This is a genomic window from Streptomyces sp. NPDC001222 (assembly GCF_042896945.1).
Lineage (GTDB): Bacteria > Actinomycetota > Actinomycetes > Streptomycetales > Streptomycetaceae > Streptomyces > Streptomyces gibsoniae.
In genome coordinates this window covers 326,031-340,224 of the sequence record NZ_JBIAXT010000004.1, presented here as the reverse complement: position 1 = coordinate 340,224, position 14,194 = coordinate 326,031, and the positions used below count along the sequence as shown (strand labels likewise).

Annotated in this window: 16 protein-coding genes; 11 read left to right on the top strand and 5 right to left on the bottom strand. The window is 71.0% G+C overall.

Translation table 11 applies throughout. From position 1 onward, the window contains the following. Positions 1-218: 218 nt before the first annotated feature. Complete coding sequence (locus ACFY2Z_RS08985) at positions 219-356, top strand: hypothetical protein (RefSeq protein ID WP_390743491.1); 138 nt, start codon at positions 219-221, stop codon at positions 354-356. 292 nt (positions 357-648) lie between these two features. On the opposite strand, the gene ACFY2Z_RS08980 is transcribed toward ACFY2Z_RS08985, so the two are convergent. Next, entirely contained in the window at positions 649-1,122 is a 474-nt protein-coding gene (locus tag ACFY2Z_RS08980) for a diadenosine tetraphosphate hydrolase (RefSeq protein WP_390743490.1), read from the bottom strand. Between the two features lie 53 nt (positions 1,123-1,175). On the opposite strand from ACFY2Z_RS08980, the gene ACFY2Z_RS08975 reads away from it, so the two are divergent. Continuing rightward, on the top strand, positions 1,176-1,895 hold the full coding sequence (locus tag ACFY2Z_RS08975) for a YqjF family protein (protein ID WP_390743489.1): 720 nt from the start codon (positions 1,176-1,178) through the stop codon (positions 1,893-1,895). Here the strand turns inward: ACFY2Z_RS08975 and ACFY2Z_RS08970 are convergent. Next, complete coding sequence (locus ACFY2Z_RS08970) at positions 1,867-2,292, bottom strand: phage holin family protein (RefSeq protein ID WP_390743488.1); 426 nt, start codon at positions 2,290-2,292, stop codon at positions 1,867-1,869. The genes ACFY2Z_RS08975 and ACFY2Z_RS08970 overlap by 29 nt on opposite strands. A 205-nt stretch (positions 2,293-2,497) precedes the next feature. Here ACFY2Z_RS08970 and ACFY2Z_RS08965 point away from each other — a divergent pair, with 205 nt between their 5' ends. The 9 genes from ACFY2Z_RS08965 (at position 2,498) to ACFY2Z_RS08925 (ending at position 9,258) form a co-directional block, all read left to right on the top strand. Next, on the top strand, positions 2,498-3,748 hold the full coding sequence (locus ACFY2Z_RS08965; RefSeq protein ID WP_390743487.1) for a hypothetical protein: 1,251 nt from the start codon (positions 2,498-2,500) through the stop codon (positions 3,746-3,748). Further along, positions 3,720-4,265, top strand: a complete 546-nt coding sequence (locus ACFY2Z_RS08960; RefSeq protein WP_390743486.1) for a hemerythrin domain-containing protein — start codon at positions 3,720-3,722, stop codon at positions 4,263-4,265. The genes ACFY2Z_RS08965 and ACFY2Z_RS08960 overlap by 29 nt, the downstream gene beginning before the upstream one ends. Beyond that, entirely contained in the window at positions 4,262-5,389 is a 1,128-nt protein-coding gene (locus ACFY2Z_RS08955; protein WP_390743485.1) for a hydrogenase expression protein HypE, read from the top strand. Before ACFY2Z_RS08960 ends, ACFY2Z_RS08955 begins: the two co-directional genes overlap by 4 nt. Beyond that, entirely contained in the window at positions 5,386-7,179 is a 1,794-nt protein-coding gene (locus ACFY2Z_RS08950; RefSeq protein ID WP_390743484.1) for a nickel-dependent hydrogenase large subunit, read from the top strand. Before ACFY2Z_RS08955 ends, ACFY2Z_RS08950 begins: the two co-directional genes overlap by 4 nt. Next, positions 7,172-7,723 (top strand): NifU family protein, encoded by a 552-nt coding sequence (locus ACFY2Z_RS08945; RefSeq protein WP_390743483.1) that lies wholly within the window; start codon positions 7,172-7,174, stop codon positions 7,721-7,723. Before ACFY2Z_RS08950 ends, ACFY2Z_RS08945 begins: the two co-directional genes overlap by 8 nt. Further along, complete coding sequence (locus tag ACFY2Z_RS08940; protein WP_390743482.1) at positions 7,720-8,310, top strand: DUF5947 family protein; 591 nt, start codon at positions 7,720-7,722, stop codon at positions 8,308-8,310. Before ACFY2Z_RS08945 ends, ACFY2Z_RS08940 begins: the two co-directional genes overlap by 4 nt. 18 nt (positions 8,311-8,328) lie before the next feature. Then, entirely contained in the window at positions 8,329-8,535 is a 207-nt protein-coding gene (locus tag ACFY2Z_RS08935; RefSeq protein ID WP_390743481.1) for a hypothetical protein, read from the top strand. A gap of 58 nt (positions 8,536-8,593) precedes the next feature. Then, positions 8,594-8,743, top strand: coding sequence for a hypothetical protein (locus ACFY2Z_RS08930; protein ID WP_390743480.1), 150 nt, complete (start codon positions 8,594-8,596; stop codon positions 8,741-8,743). A gap of 284 nt (positions 8,744-9,027) precedes the next feature. Further along, positions 9,028-9,258: a hypothetical protein gene (locus ACFY2Z_RS08925; RefSeq protein WP_390743479.1), complete on the top strand. Its 231-nt coding sequence runs from the start codon at positions 9,028-9,030 to the stop codon at positions 9,256-9,258. A gap of 34 nt (positions 9,259-9,292) precedes the next feature. On the opposite strand, the gene ACFY2Z_RS08920 is transcribed toward ACFY2Z_RS08925, so the two are convergent. From ACFY2Z_RS08920 to ACFY2Z_RS08910, 3 genes are all read right to left on the bottom strand, one after another. Beyond that, on the bottom strand, positions 9,293-11,479 hold the full coding sequence (locus tag ACFY2Z_RS08920) for a SpoIIE family protein phosphatase (RefSeq protein WP_390743478.1): 2,187 nt from the start codon (positions 11,477-11,479) through the stop codon (positions 9,293-9,295). A gap of 281 nt (positions 11,480-11,760) precedes the next feature. Beyond that, the gene (glpK, locus tag ACFY2Z_RS08915; RefSeq protein ID WP_390743477.1) at positions 11,761-13,275 is read right to left on the bottom strand and encodes a glycerol kinase GlpK; all 1,515 of its coding nucleotides are present in this window, start codon (positions 13,273-13,275) and stop codon (positions 11,761-11,763) included. 40 nt (positions 13,276-13,315) lie between these two features. Continuing rightward, positions 13,316-14,083: an IclR family transcriptional regulator gene (locus tag ACFY2Z_RS08910; protein WP_390743476.1), complete on the bottom strand. Its 768-nt coding sequence runs from the start codon at positions 14,081-14,083 to the stop codon at positions 13,316-13,318. Positions 14,084-14,194 lie beyond the last annotated feature (111 nt).

Below are 14,194 nucleotides of genomic sequence, written 5' to 3'. Positions count from 1 at the left end.
CGCCAGAAGCGCCGCAGCGCACGGCACGGCTGCCACACACGGCTGGCCTTCTCCCCCTTCACTGGTCCGGGCAGCGGCGGCATGACTCCTCCATCCCCAGGCCGACTGATTTTCCCATCCGATCAGCCGGGCTCCAACAGTGCGTCAGGAACTATCGGCGGCGCCGAGCCGAGCAGCTCACCGAATCGTTCACCCGAGTCGGGGGTCAGCGGCCCGGCGTGGTCGATTCCGAGCCGCTGCGCCAGTTCGCGGACGTTCAGGCGGACGGCCGCTTCCACAAGCCGGGCATGGCCCTCCGTCGCGTCGCGGGTGCGCCGACAAACGGCCGCCCCCAGCAACACCCCGACGAGACCTGATGTCTAGGCGCAGTACAGCCTCACCAACGTCCTGAAGTGGCTCTGGGACAACATCATCGGCCCGGTTCTCGATGCGGCTACCACGGACCCCCTGCCGACGGCACGCCGTCGCCTCGACTGTGGTGGGCGCCTGGCGGATACCTCGGCCTGCTGCCGCTGCACGCCGCCGGCCACCACGACGACCCCACGAGCGGCCGGACGGTCATGGACCGCGTCGTATCGTCCTGCACGCCCACCATCCGGGCGCTGCGTCACGCGCGACTGCGACAGGCCGCGGCCGGTGCCCGCCGGCTCAGGCGGAGAGCCGGTCCAGTTCCTCACCGATGGCCCGCCGCACGGCGTCGTGCGCGGGCCCCAGCTCATACCGCTCGTCCGTCCACCGCGCACGCGGGTACAGCCACACCGGCCGCCCCACGAGGTCCCCGGGCTCCCATGTGTATCGGGGCCACACATGCGCGTGCAGAAACCCGTCAGTGTTGCCGAGGATCTCCAGATTGACCCTGCGGAAGGCCGGATCGAGCCGCCCGCAGGCCCGTTCCACGGCCTCGCCCAGCCGGTCCATGTCGGTGAGGAACACCGATCGTCTGCTCCGCGGGAGCTCCGACAGGCGTCGCACCGCCGGGTCGTCCGCCAGGAGCACCGAGTACCCCGGCAGAAACTGGACGTCCCCGATCACCGCGAATCCCGCGTCCAGCCGGCGTATCACCGTCGGATTCCCGCCCCGGAGCGCACTGCCGATCCGGTCCTTGCGCCAGTCGTCCGTCACGACCGGGGACTTTACGCGGAGGCCGCCGCTCCTGGCCCGCGTAGCCTTGAGGCATGGTGTCGAGGACCGCCGAGCACCATGTCGTTCTGCCCCTGGTCGAGGCACGATGGCTGAGTCAGGCCTTCGCCCACTGGCCCTATGAGCCAGGGATCGTGCAGGCCCTGCTGCCGCCGGGGCTGACCGTCGACACGTTCGAGGACGCGGCATGGGTCGGGTTCACGCCGTTCGTGATGTCGGATCTGCGCCCCGGCGGTCTGCCGCCCCCGGGGTGGTCCTTCCCGGAGACCAACCTGCGCACCTTCGTACGCCACGCCGACGGCCTGGACGGCCTGTGGTTCCTGTCCCTGGAGGTCGGTACGGCCGTCATGCTCGCGGGCTGGGCCATCGGCGCGCCCTATCACCTCGGCGCGCTGACCGTGCACAAGGAGGACGGCGCCGTGCGCTACGCCGGGGTCCGCCGCGGCGGCCACCCGTCCTACGGCCTGACGGTCCGCCCCGGCGCACCGGTCGCCGCCGGCGCCCTGGACATCTGGCTGACCTCCCGGTGGCGTGCCTTCACCCGCACCGGCCGTGTGCTGTGGCAGACGTCCGTCGACCACGAGCCCTGGAGGTTGTGCCGGGCCGATGCGGTGGACCTTCGCGAGACTCTGACGGCGGCGGCCGGCCTCCCGGCGCCGTCCGGTCCCCCGGTGCTCCACTACTCTCCGGGAGTGCACGACGTACGGTTCGCTCCGCCCCGTCCCGCTACCCGGGCCCGCCGTCCCGGCCGCTGATCCCGGGCCCGTCCGCGACGGACCGGTCCGCCTCGTCGAACGCCTCCGCCGAGACCTCGACCCCCGTGCGGACGCGATCCCGCGCGGCCGCCCCGAGGGCCACGGCCCCCGCGGCATAGGCGCAGCCCAGCAGGGCCGGCGCCCGTGGACCGGGCAGTTTCGACTCCAGTGCCCGCAGCGCGGTCTCATGCGCGGACCACAGCGCCAGCACGCCGAACCCCCCGGCGGCGCCGAGCAGCGCACCGCCCGCGCCGATCCGCCGCAGGGCTGCTCTGAGCTCACTCTGCACCGCGAGGATCTCGTGACGGACCAGTTGCGCGGTGTCCTGGGCCAGTCGGGCCGCCGCGTCGCCCACGGTGGGCCTGCCCTCCGTCGAGTCGCCGCCTTGCACATGCATCGCTGCCGCCTCCGCCTCCGTCTCGCTGCGCACCGGCTGCCGGGCCCGTCGGCGCCGAGGCCCACGGCCGGGGTCCCTCTCCCGCAGTACCCCGCCAGGCCACCCCGTCACTCACCCAAATGCATCTAATACGCGCCTCACGCAATAAAAGGTGTGATCGTTGTAAACGAATGCCCTGCAGATAGTCAGTCAGCGAGGAGCGACGGTGAGCGAGCCTGACCTGAAGCGCGGTAGCGCACGCGATGCGGATCCCGCGTTCGAGGAGGCGTGCGCGGTGGCCGACGCGGTCCTCTACGAGGGATATCTGCTCTATCCGTACCGCAGATCCTCCCCCAAGAACCGGGTGCGCTGGCAGTTCGGCATCCTCGCGCCGCGCGCCTGGGCCGAGGCGTACGGCCCGGTGGCTCCCGGCCTCTCGGGGTCCGTGGAGTCCTGGTGGCAGCAGACCGAGTGCGTGCTGCGGGCCGAGCCCGATGCCGTCGTACGGGTACGGGTGCGCTATCTGCAGACGCAGGACCGGAGCGTCGAGCGCCGGACCGAGGACGGCCACCATGTACCCGTCGACGGCCTGGAGGCCGCCGGCACCGTTCATCTCTCCTTCGAGGAGGCGGTGCCACGTGAGACGGATCTGGTCGTTCCGCTCGTGGATCTGCTGGCCGCGGACCGGGAGTTCGACATCGGCGCTCCCGGTGGCGAGGAGACCGAGCAACTGCCCGCGGGTGCGGGACGCCTGGTGCGCCGACGCCGTCCCGTCGAGGCGCGGACGACGCTGAGTGCCGAGCGGCTGCCCGGCCCCGGCGCCCTGTACCGGCTGCGGGTGCGCACGGAGAACACCGGCCGGTCGACACCCGCCGGGGCGCCGCGGGACGAGGCCCTCGGTCATGCCCTGGTCGCGGCGCACACGTTCGTCGGCGGTACCGGGCTGAGCCTCTTCTCCTCCATCGATCCGCCCGACGAGGTCGCGGAGTTCGTACGCGACTGCCGCAATGTGCACACCTTCCCGGTGCTCGCGGGCGCGGCGGGATCCGACGGCCTCGTGCTGTCGTCGCCGATCATCCTGCCCGACCATCCGCAGGTGGCACCGGAGAGCCCCGGCGACCTGCATGACGCGGCGGAGATCGACGAGATCCTCACCCTGCGGACGCTGTTGCTCACGGACGACGAGAAACGGGAGGCACGCGCCACCGATCCGAGAGCCGCCGGGATCCTCGACCGGGTGGAGACCATGCCGCCGGAGGTCTGGGCCCGCCTGCACGGAGCCATCCGCTCACTGGCCCCCGCCACCGCGTCCGGCCCGGCCCCGGCTCTCTCCCCTACGGACGGCTCTCCGGCCGCCGGCGTTCCGACCGAAGGCGGCGGCGAAGCGTGCCCGCACGTCCTCGGACCGGGCGGGCAGGCGACCGCCGTCCTGGACCAGGAAGGGTGTCATGGACGCCATCGAGTTGCTGAAGCATGACCACCGGATGGTCGAGCAGTTGTTCCGCGACTACCGCTCCGCCGCCTCCGGCCGGCAGCGCCGGGCCGTGGTCGAGACGCTGGTCCAGGAGCTGTCCCGGCACACCGCGCTCGAGGAACTGATGGTCTATCCGCTGGCCAAGAGGGTTCTGCCGGACGGAGTGCAGGAGGTGGAGGAGCTTCTCTCCGAGCACATGGCGGCCAAGAAGACGCTTCTGGCCCTCGACAAGTTGTCCGTGGACGACGACCGCGAGGAAGAGCTCGTCGAGCGGCTGCGCCAGGAGATCGACGACCACGTGCACGAGGAGGAGGGCGAGTTGCTGCCCCGGCTCCGCGACGCCTTGTCCGAGCAGGACCTGGACCGGCTCGGAGAGCTCCTCACCCAGGCGAGGCAGACCGCGCCGACCCGACCGCATCCACACGCACCGGACGAGCCCCCCGCGCTGTCGCTCGCCGGACCGGTGGCCGCGGCCTACGACCGACTCCGGGACCGACTGCAAGGGAGGCCGAGGACATGACCAGCGAACGCGGGACCACGGAGGTCAGCCGCCAGCCCGCCAGGGCCGAGGACAGGCAGGGCTTCGACGAGGTGCACATTCTGTGGATCTCCGAGGGCATGAGCTGCGACGGCGACACCGTGGCGATGACTGCGGCCGGCCAGCCGGGGATCGAGGACGTCGTCCTCGGACTCGTCCCGGGTCTGCCGAAGGTGAACCTGCACAACAAGGTGCTCTCCCCCAGCCTGGGCGGCGAGGACTTCCTCGCGCCCTTCCGGGCGGCGGCACGCGGCGAACTGGAGCCGTTCGTGCTGGTCATCGAGGGCTCCATCCCCAACCAGAACATCATCGAGGGCGACGGCTACTGGACCTCGTTCGGCAACGATCCGGAGACCGGCAACCCGCTCACCCTGAACTGGTGGCTCGACCATCTCGCCCCTAAGGCCTGGGCAGTCGTCGCCGCGGGCACCTGCGCCACCTACGGCGGGATCCACGCGATGGCGGGCAATCCCACGGGCTCCATGGGCCTTGCCGACTATCTGGGCTGGGAGTTCAGATCGCGGGGGGCGCTGCCGATCATCAACGTGCCGGGCTGCCCCATCCAGCCGGAGAACTTCATGGAGACGCTGACCTGGCTGCTGTACCACGCGGCCGGCTCGGCGCCGCCGCCCCCGCTGGACCATATGCTGCGCCCGCAGTGGCTGTTCGGGAGGACGGTGCACGAGGGCTGCGACCGCGCCGCCTACTACGAGCAGGCCGACTTCGCCAAGGACTACAACTCGCCCAAATGTCAGGTGAAGGTGGGCTGTTGGGGTCCGGTCGTCAACTGCAACGTACCCAAGCGCGGCTGGATGTCGGGCGTGGGCGGCTGCCCGAACGTCGGGGGTGTGTGCATCGGCTGCACCATGCCCGGATTCCCGGACGCGTTCATGCCGTTCATGGACGAGCCGACGGGCGCCACCATCTCGTCGGCCCTCATCCGGCCCTACGGGGCCGTGATCCGCAGGCTGCGCGGCATCACCAACATGGCCGTCAACCGCGAGCCCAGGTGGCGTCATGACAAGGGCGAGTTGACCAGCGGTTACGACCCCTACTGGCGCCCCACGGAGGGCATGAGCGAGAGAGCGAGGAAGACTCGGACATGACGGCAACCGAGGCGCGGGGCACCGCACGCAAGCCTGCGCAGATCGTGGACATGTCGTGGGATCCGATCACCCGGATCGTCGGCAATCTCGGCATCTACACGAAGATCGACTTCGCCAACCGGGAGGTGGTGGAGTGCCACAGCACTTCGTCGCTGTTCCGGGGCTATTCCGTCTTCATGAGGGGCAAGGACCCGCGCGACGCGGGCTTCATCACCTCACGCATCTGCGGGATCTGCGGCGACAACCACACCACCTGTTCCAACTACGCCCAGCAGATGGCCTACGGCGTCAAGCCACCGCCGCTCGCCGACACCATCGTCAACCTGGGCGAGGCGGCCGAGTACATCTTCGACCACACCATTTTCCAGGACAACCTGGTGTTCGTGGACTTCTGCGAGGCCATGGTCAAGTCCACGAACCCGAGCGTCCTGGCCCGGGCGGAGCGCACCGAGGCACGCAACGGCCACATCCACGGCTACCGGACCATCGCCGACATCATGCGCGCCTTCAACCCCTTCGAGGGGGAGGTGTACAAGGAGGCGCTCAAGGTCAGCCGGATCACCCGCGAGATGTTCTGCCTGATGGAGGGACGCCATGTCCACCCCTCCACGCTGTACCCGGGCGGGGTCGGCACGATGCCGACGCCGACCACGTTCACCGACTACCTCTCCCGGCTGCTGCGGGTCCTCGACTTCGTGAAGAAGGCCGTCGTGATGAACGACGACGTCTTCGACTTCTTCTACGAGGCGCTGCCCGGCTACGAGGAGGTGGGCCGCCGCCGGATCATGCTCGGCTGCTGGGGCGCCTGGCAGAACCCGGACGTGTGCGACTACCGCTACGAGACGATGAGTGAGTGGGGCCGGGCGATGTATGTCACCCCCGGTGTCATCGTGGACGGCAAACTCGTCACCAACGACCTCGTCGACATCAACCTCGGCATCAGGATCCTGCTGGGCAGCTCGTACTACGACGACTGGGCGAACGAGGAGCCGTACGTCACCCGCGATCCGCTGGGCAATCCCGTCGACATGCGCCACCCGTGGAACCAGACCACGGTGCCGATGCCGCAGAAGCGCGACTTCGACGGCAACTACAGCTGGGTGATGAGCCCGCGCTGGTACGACGGCAACAGCGGCGACCACCTCGCCCTGGACACCGGCGGCGGCCCGCTGGCGCGGCTGTGGTCGACCGCGCTCAACGGGCTGGTGGACACGCCGTACGTGAAGGCCACGGGGCACAGTGTGCGGATCTCGCTGCCGAAGAGCGAGAAGCTGCCGGAGACGACGCTGGAGTGGAAGATCCCCAAGTGGAGCAACACCCTCGAACGCGACCGGGCCCGGCCGTACTTCGTCGCCTATGCCGCCGCCATGGCCTTCCAGTTCCTGGAGAAGGCGATGGCCGCCGTCCGCGCCGGTGAGACCAAGGTCTTCGAGAACTACGAGGTGCCCGACGAGGCGATCGGTTGCGGCTTCCACGAAGCGGTGCGCGGTGTGCTCTCCCACCACCTGGTGATCAAGGACAAGAAGATCGCGAACTACCACCCGTACCCGCCGACCCCGTGGAACGGCAGCCCCCGGGACATCTACGGCACCCCCGGCCCCTACGAGGACGCCGTCCAGGGCCAGCCGATCTTCGAGGAGAACGGACCGGACGACTTCAAGGGCGTCGACATCATGCGCACCGTGCGCAGCTTCGACCCGTGTCTGCCCTGCGGAGTGCACATGTACCTCGGCAAGGGCAACACCCTGTCCAAGCTGCACTCACCCACCTACGGGGCGGCTCATGCCTGAGACGGTACGGCTCGACGAGGCAGCGGTCGCGGAGCGGCTGTCGCGCGTCGACCGCCTGCTGGACCAGATCCAGGACGCGCCCGGTCCGATGACCGGCGCGGCGGTCGAGGCCGTACAGGCCCTCACCGAGATCTACGGCGAGGCACTGGCCCGGGTGCTGGACGGTGCCGACGGGCCGCTGGTGGAACGCATGGCCGAGGACGAGCTGGTCGGGCATCTCCTGGTGCTCCACGGCATCCATCCGGAGCCGCCGGAGCGCCGGGCCGAGCGTGCCGTCGCCGGGCTGCGGCCGGCGGTGCGCGAGCGGGGCGGTGACATCGAACTGGCCTCGGTGGAGGAGGGGGTCGCCCGGGTACGTGTGTCGGCCAAGGGGTGCGGGACGTCGTCCGCCGCCCTGGAGGACGCGGTCCGCGAGGCCGTGCTCGCCCTGGCACCCGAACTCACCGCCGTCGAACGGGCACCGGGGGACGACAAACGGCGGACCGCCTTCGTCCCGGTCGAGTCGCTCACCCTGCGTCCCGCGTCCGCCGGAGGTCGGTCATGACCTCCGGCGCGCTGGCCCGGGTCATCCGCTCCGCCGCCGACCGGCGGTCGGACGCGGAGCGGTGCGACCTGTGCGGCGCCGAGGTGTTCTCCGGGCACCGGCATCTGTTCGAGACGGGCCGGGAGGCGGTGCTGTGCGCGTGCCGGCCCTGCTCCGTGCTCTTCGTCGAGGAGGGCGCGAGCGAAGGGCGCTACCGGCTGGTGCCACGGCGCAGGGTGCGTCTCCCCCCGGTGGACACACAGGGGCTGGGCGTTCCGGTGGGGCTGGCCTTCTTCGTCCGCCACGCGGACGACACGGTGACCGCGCATCTGCCGAGCCCGGCGGGCGCCACCCGCTGGGAGGCGGACCAGGCGGCCTGGCGCGATGTCGTCTCCGGCTGCCCGCAGCTCGCCGGCCTCGCGGCGGACGTGGAAGCACTGCTGGTGAACACCGCCCACGGGGCGCGGGAGCACTGGATCGCTCCGGTCGACGACTGCTTCCGGATGGTGGCCGTCGTCCGACGGGAGTGGCGGGGTCTGTCCGGCGGCAGCCGGGTGTGGCCCGCCGTCGGGCAGTTCTTCGCGGAGCTGACCGAACAACCGCAGTAACCGGCAAGGGAGCAGACGATGGGAAGGATCCGAGTAGGCAAGGCGCAGGTGCATCCTGATACGCCCCAGCACGTCTCCGGACTGCACCAGGGCAACAAGGGCCCGAACAAGCGGCAGACCGGTCACCACAAGGACGGGACCGCCGACGCGCGGCGCTCGACCGGGGTGCACTGGAGGGCGCACAACGCGATCACGAAGACCATGCCGAACCTCCCTCCGGGATGACTCGGCCTCCACGGCCGCGCCCGGACGGGCGCGGCCGCCCAGACGAGAGGAGTTGGGGATGACGGCCAAACGCGTGCTGATCGCCCAGGGGCTGCTGGTGGGCGCCGTTGCGCTGACGCTGCTCGCCAGGGAACTGCCCGGACTGGTCCGTGAGGTCAGGATCTGGCGGATGGTGGGAGTCCGCACCGGCTCCCGGCACACGTACTGAGCGTCCCGCCGCCAGGCCTCACGCACATCACGGCGGACCGCACCCGCCCGGCGCGCCTCACCGCGACGGGAGCGGTCCGTCGGCGTGCCCCGGGGCCGTGCCGATGCCGTCGCCGGGCACGGCCGTGGGCGTCCGGCCGCGTCGCCGCACCGGCGTCGCGCCAACTGCCGTTCGGAGCTGGGGGGATGTGCGGTCATGTCCCCCGAATGGCCCCCTCTGTCCCGCGCGGACGGCTCGGGCGAGGTCTCCTGGAAGGGGAGAGGCATCCGTCAAAGGAGCCGATCATGTATGAGATGTGTGCGGGCCCCGAGAAGCCCGGCGGCGTGCTGGTGTGGCACGTCATGGTCAAGCAGACCACAACGACCCTGTGCGGGCAGCGGCTTGTCGAGGCGGTGGACGCGGCCGGCGCCCAGCAGGCCGGTCACTGTACGGCGTGCATGGCGTCGTTCGCGAAGCTGATGACGACCCCGCCCGGGACCGGTCCTTCGCCGGTCACCACGCACGACAGAGTCTGATGCCCGGCCGGGCGAGGTTCTGCCGTCAGGTCAGTCAGGTCACGGTCTCGGCCGTGGCCTGTGCTTCGACGATCAGCAGGAGCAGGGCGGTGTCGTCGGTACGGTCGCCCGAGGGCTGGGCCTGCGCGAGCAGCGCGTCGGCGATGCCGTCCAGCGGGCCGCAGGCCTCGGAGAGCACGGCCGCGAGTTCCGCGATGTTGGCGTCGTGGTCCCTGTCGTGGGTCTCGACGAGTCCGTCGGTGTACGCGGCCAGCAGGGTGCCGGGACACAGGTCGACCTGCGTGGTGGGGTAGTCCGCCGCGGGGTCGACGCCGAGCAGGGGACCCGGCGGCAGGTCGAGCACGTCACTGGGCCGCCCCGGGGGACGCAGCAGGGGCGGGACATGGCCGGCGGTCGCCAGGTGTCCGCGGTGGCCGGCGATGTCGATGTGCGCGTACAGACAGCTGGTGAGCAGGTCCGGGTCGAGGTCGGTGAGCAGGCGGTTGGTGCGGGCGAGTACTTCGCCCGGGGCGGCGCCCGCGACGGCGTAGGCGTGGACGGCGGTGCGGACCTGCCCCATCAGACCTGCGGCGCTGACGTCATGGCCCTGGACGTCGCCGATGATGGCGGCGGCCTCCGTCTCGGAGAGCCGGATGAGGTCGTAGAAGTCGCCGCCGACGTCCATGCCGTGACTGGCGGGAAGATAGCGGGCGGCCATCTGGAGTCCCGGTATGCGGGGCAGGGTGCGGGGCAGCAGTCGGGCCTGGAGGCCCTCCGCCAGTTCCTGGGCGGCGTCGTACTGCCGCGCTCGGTCCAGGGCCTGGGCGATCAGGGCGCCGATGGAGGTCAGGGTCGTACGTTCCTGGAGGCTGAACACGTGCGGGCGCTCATAGCCGACGACGCAGAGGCCGACGGCCCGCCCGGAGACCATGAGCGGCAGCAACGCCCACGCGCCCATGCCGTCGTCGAAGTCGGCGGTCCGGGGATACACCGTCCGCAGCTCCTCCCGGTCGGAGAAGAAGGCGGGCACGCCCTGGCTCAGCTCCAGGGACGGCGCCCCGGCGGTCAGCCCCGGCACGGCGACGATGTCCGAGACGAGGGGGACGTGGTCGAGGAGGTCCATCACGTTCGGGTTGAAGCCGCGGTGGCCCACGATCCGTACCCGCCCCGCCTCCGAGACGAGCAGCGCGAAGGCCTGCGCACGCAGGGAGAGCATGAGGTGGTCGGCCACCAGGTCGACGATCTGACGCACGGAGGCCGCCTCGGCCAGGGCGCCGGACAGGCACATCAGATGGGAGAGCGCGTCCGGACGGACGGATCCCGCCGGCGCGCCCGCCTCGGCGGGATCCGGGGTCCTGGGTGCGAACACCTCGTCCACGAGGCGGATGCGCACGCTCACGCCCGTGCGGTCCGGGTACAGCTGGAACAGCAGCCGCCCGCCGAACGGCCGCTGCGCCGTGAAAGTGGTCGGCAGCCGTTCGGCGACCGCGATCCGGTGCCGGTGTTCATGGACGGCGATGTCGAGCCAGGGCACCGCCTCCCAGGGCCGGGTGCCCAGCAGCTGCGTGGCGCTCACGCCCAGCAGGTCGGCCGCGGTGGGGTCGACGAAGGTGATCCGGCCGCGGGTGTCGAGCCGGCAGCCCCCTTCGGGCAGGGAGGCGACGAGCTCGGCGGCGGCGCGGGCCTCGCCCGGCGCCGTGGGTTCGGCGGTCGGCAGGGGCAGGAAGCGCGGCTCGGGTCCGGGGACGAGGCGGTGCCCGGCAGCGGCGGCGCCCCGCAGGACCCAGGCGATACAGCAAGCCGCGGTGGTGAGCCGCCGCCGGGCGTCCTCGTCGCGTCCGGGACCGTTCTTCGGCATCAGCACCAGGAGGGCGCCCCAGACGGCGGACGGGGTGAGGAGCGGGGCCACCGCGGTGCCGCGGGGATACGGGGAGAGATCGGCGTGCAGCAGGTGGCCGCAATCCGGTTCCGCCCCGTCCCCGGAACCGGTCCACACCGGTTGCCGCAGGTGGATCGCCTCGACCACGGGGTCCTGGGGGTCGTCGGTCACCCCGATACGGCACGACGGTCCCACGAACTCCCAGGGCAGCCCGACGGTCACGTCCACGGCCAGGACCTCGGCGCCGGGGTCGAGCAGGACGAGCGCCCCCGCGTGCGCGCCCAGGCTGTCCACCGTCCTGGCCAGCATGTGATCCAGCAGGTCCTGGACGGTGGCCGCCCGCAGATCCTCGCCTGTGCCCATCCGCTGCGCTCACTTCGCGGAGAGTTCCTCTTCCTGCATGCTAGGGCCTGTCGTCGCCCGAAGGGCGGCCCGGCGGCGTCAGGTGCGTGCTCTGGGCGGAAGCCCTCGTACTGGATGTACGTGGGGTTTCGCCCGGTGCGGCGGTGGGGGCACCGCCCGCGCGAGCGAAGCCGAGCGTGGGGGAGCGTGCTTGGCGTCGCGGGGCTGGCGGGAGTCCGACGACAGGCCCTCTGGGCGGGGCGCCCCCGGCCGTCAGGCCGCCTCGGCGCGCGGCGGACTCCTCAGGGGTGCTTCGGGGGCCGGACCCAGCCCAGGGAGCGCTCGACGGCCCGCTGCCAGTTCTCGTACTCCCACTCCCGCCGTTCGGGGTCCATGTCGGGCACCCACTTCGCGGCCATGTGCCAGTTGCGCCGCAGCACCTCCAGGTCCGGCCAGTAGGAGGCCGCGAGCCCGGCGGCGTAGGCCGCGCCGAGGGAGACCGTCTCGGCGACCATCGGCCGGACCACGGGCACGTCGAGGACATCGGCCAGGAACTGCATCAGCAGATTGTTGGCCGTCATGCCCCCGTCCACCTTCAGCTGCCGCAGGGCGAGCGCGGAGTCGGCGTTCATGGCGTCGACGACCTCGCGTGTCTGCCAGCCGGTGGCCTCCAGCACCGCCCGGGCCAGATGGCCCTTGGTGATGTAGGAGGTGAGGCCGACGATGACGCCGCGGGCGTCGCTGCGCCAGTGCGGTGCGAACAGACCCGAGAACGCGGGGACGATGTAGCAGCCGCCGTTGTCCTCGACGGTGCGCGCCAGGGTCTCTATCTCGGGCGCGCTGTTGATCAGGCCGAGCCGGTCGCGGAACCACTGGACCAGCGAGCCGGTGACCGCGATGGGGCCCTCCAGCGCGTAGACCGTGGGCTGTTTGTCGATCTTGTACGCGACAGTGGTGAGCAGCCCGTGCCGGGAGTGAACGACCTCGGTCCCGGTGTTCATCAGCAGGAAGCTGCCGGTCCCGTAGGTGCACTTCGCCTCGCCGGGCGAGAAGCAGGTCTGTCCGAACAGGGCCGCCTGCTGGTCGCCCAGGGCGGCCGAGATGCGTACGCCCGGGAGCAGCGAGCGGGCCTCGCCGTAGACCTCGGCCGACGATCTGATCTCCGGCAGCATCTCGCGCGGCACCCCGAAGAAGTCCAGCAGCTCCCGGTCCCAGGTCAGTGTCTGTATGTTGATGAGCATGGTGCGGCTGGCGTTGGTGGCGTCGGTGATGTGCAGGCCGCCGTCCACGCCGCCGGTGAGGTTCCAGATCAGCCAGGACTCCATGGTGCCGAACATCACCTCTCCGGCCTGGGCGCGGCGTTCCAGGCCGTCGACGTGGTCGAACAGCCAGCGGATCCGGGGCGCGGAGAAGTAGGTCGAGGGGGGCAGACAGCAGCGTTCGACGAAGAACTCGTCCCCGGGCCGCTCTCTCAGTTCGTCGACCATCGGAGCGGTGCGGATGTCCTGCCAGACGATGGCCTTGCCGAGCGGAAGCCCGGTCTGCCGGTCCCACAGGACGGTGGTCTCGCGCTGGTTGGCGATGCCGATGGCGGCGATCTGGGCGGCGTCGATGTCGGCGTTCGACAACGCCTCCGGGACGATGCGCTGCAGATTGCGCCAGATCTCCACGGCGTCGTGCTCGACCCAGCCGGGCCGGGGGAAGAACTGCTGGTGCTCCCGCTGGGCGACCGACGCCAACCGGCCCCGGTGGTCGAACAGGATGCAGCGCGTGGATGTGGTGCCCTGGTCGATGGACATCACATACCGTTCAACCATGATCGGGCCTGCCTTCCCATGCGTCGTGGCGGTACGGGACCTACCAGCGGGCCGCGCCGAGATCTCTGGAGATCGCCCGTGAGGCCTCCCGGAGCAAGGTGATCAGGGCGGGCTGGGGCCGGCCCTGGGTGTCGCAGATCCGCTCGACCGGCCCCGACACGCCGATCGCTCCGACGACTAGGCCGCCCTGTCCCCGGATCGGCGCGGCGACGCCTGCCTCGCCCATGCTCATCTCCTGCACCTCTGCGCCCCAGCCGAGCTCCCGGATCTCGGCGAGCGAGTTGGTGAGGTCGGTGGGGGAGACCACGGTGTGCCGGGTGTACGCCTCCAGGCCCGCCTCCAGCAGCTGGTCGACGGGCGCGGCCCCGAAGGCCAGGAGGACCTTGCCGAGGGAGGAGGCGTGCAGGGGCAGCAGAGCTCCGACGTCCAGGGTCTGGAGGGTGTCGTCCGGGCGGAAGACGTGGTGGACGACGAGCACCCTGCCCTCGAGGGGTGTGCCCAGCCGGACGGCCTCCCCGCTGCGGGCGGCCAGAGCGTCGGCCCAGTTGATGGAGCGGGACCGCAGCTCGTTGACGTCGAGATAGCTGGTGCCGAGGTGCAGCAGCGCGGCCCCGAGCTGGTACTTTCCGGTGGCCTCGTCCTGTTCCACGAAGTCCACGTGCTGGAGGGTGCGCAGAATGCCGTGGGCGGTGCCCTTGGCCAGTCCCAGCGACGCCGCGACCTCACCCAGTCCCAGGCGTCCGGGACCGCCGGCGAGCAGGCGCAGAATCGCCGCTGCCCGTTCTATGGATTGGACCGGGCCGGCCATGAAGCGATCATAGTCCGGTTTGCCACGATCCACATGCCGTTCGGTAATGACGACCGCAGTTCATTGACGTGGGGCGCTTGTCTCCATAACGTGCGCTGACGTCCGGTTTTC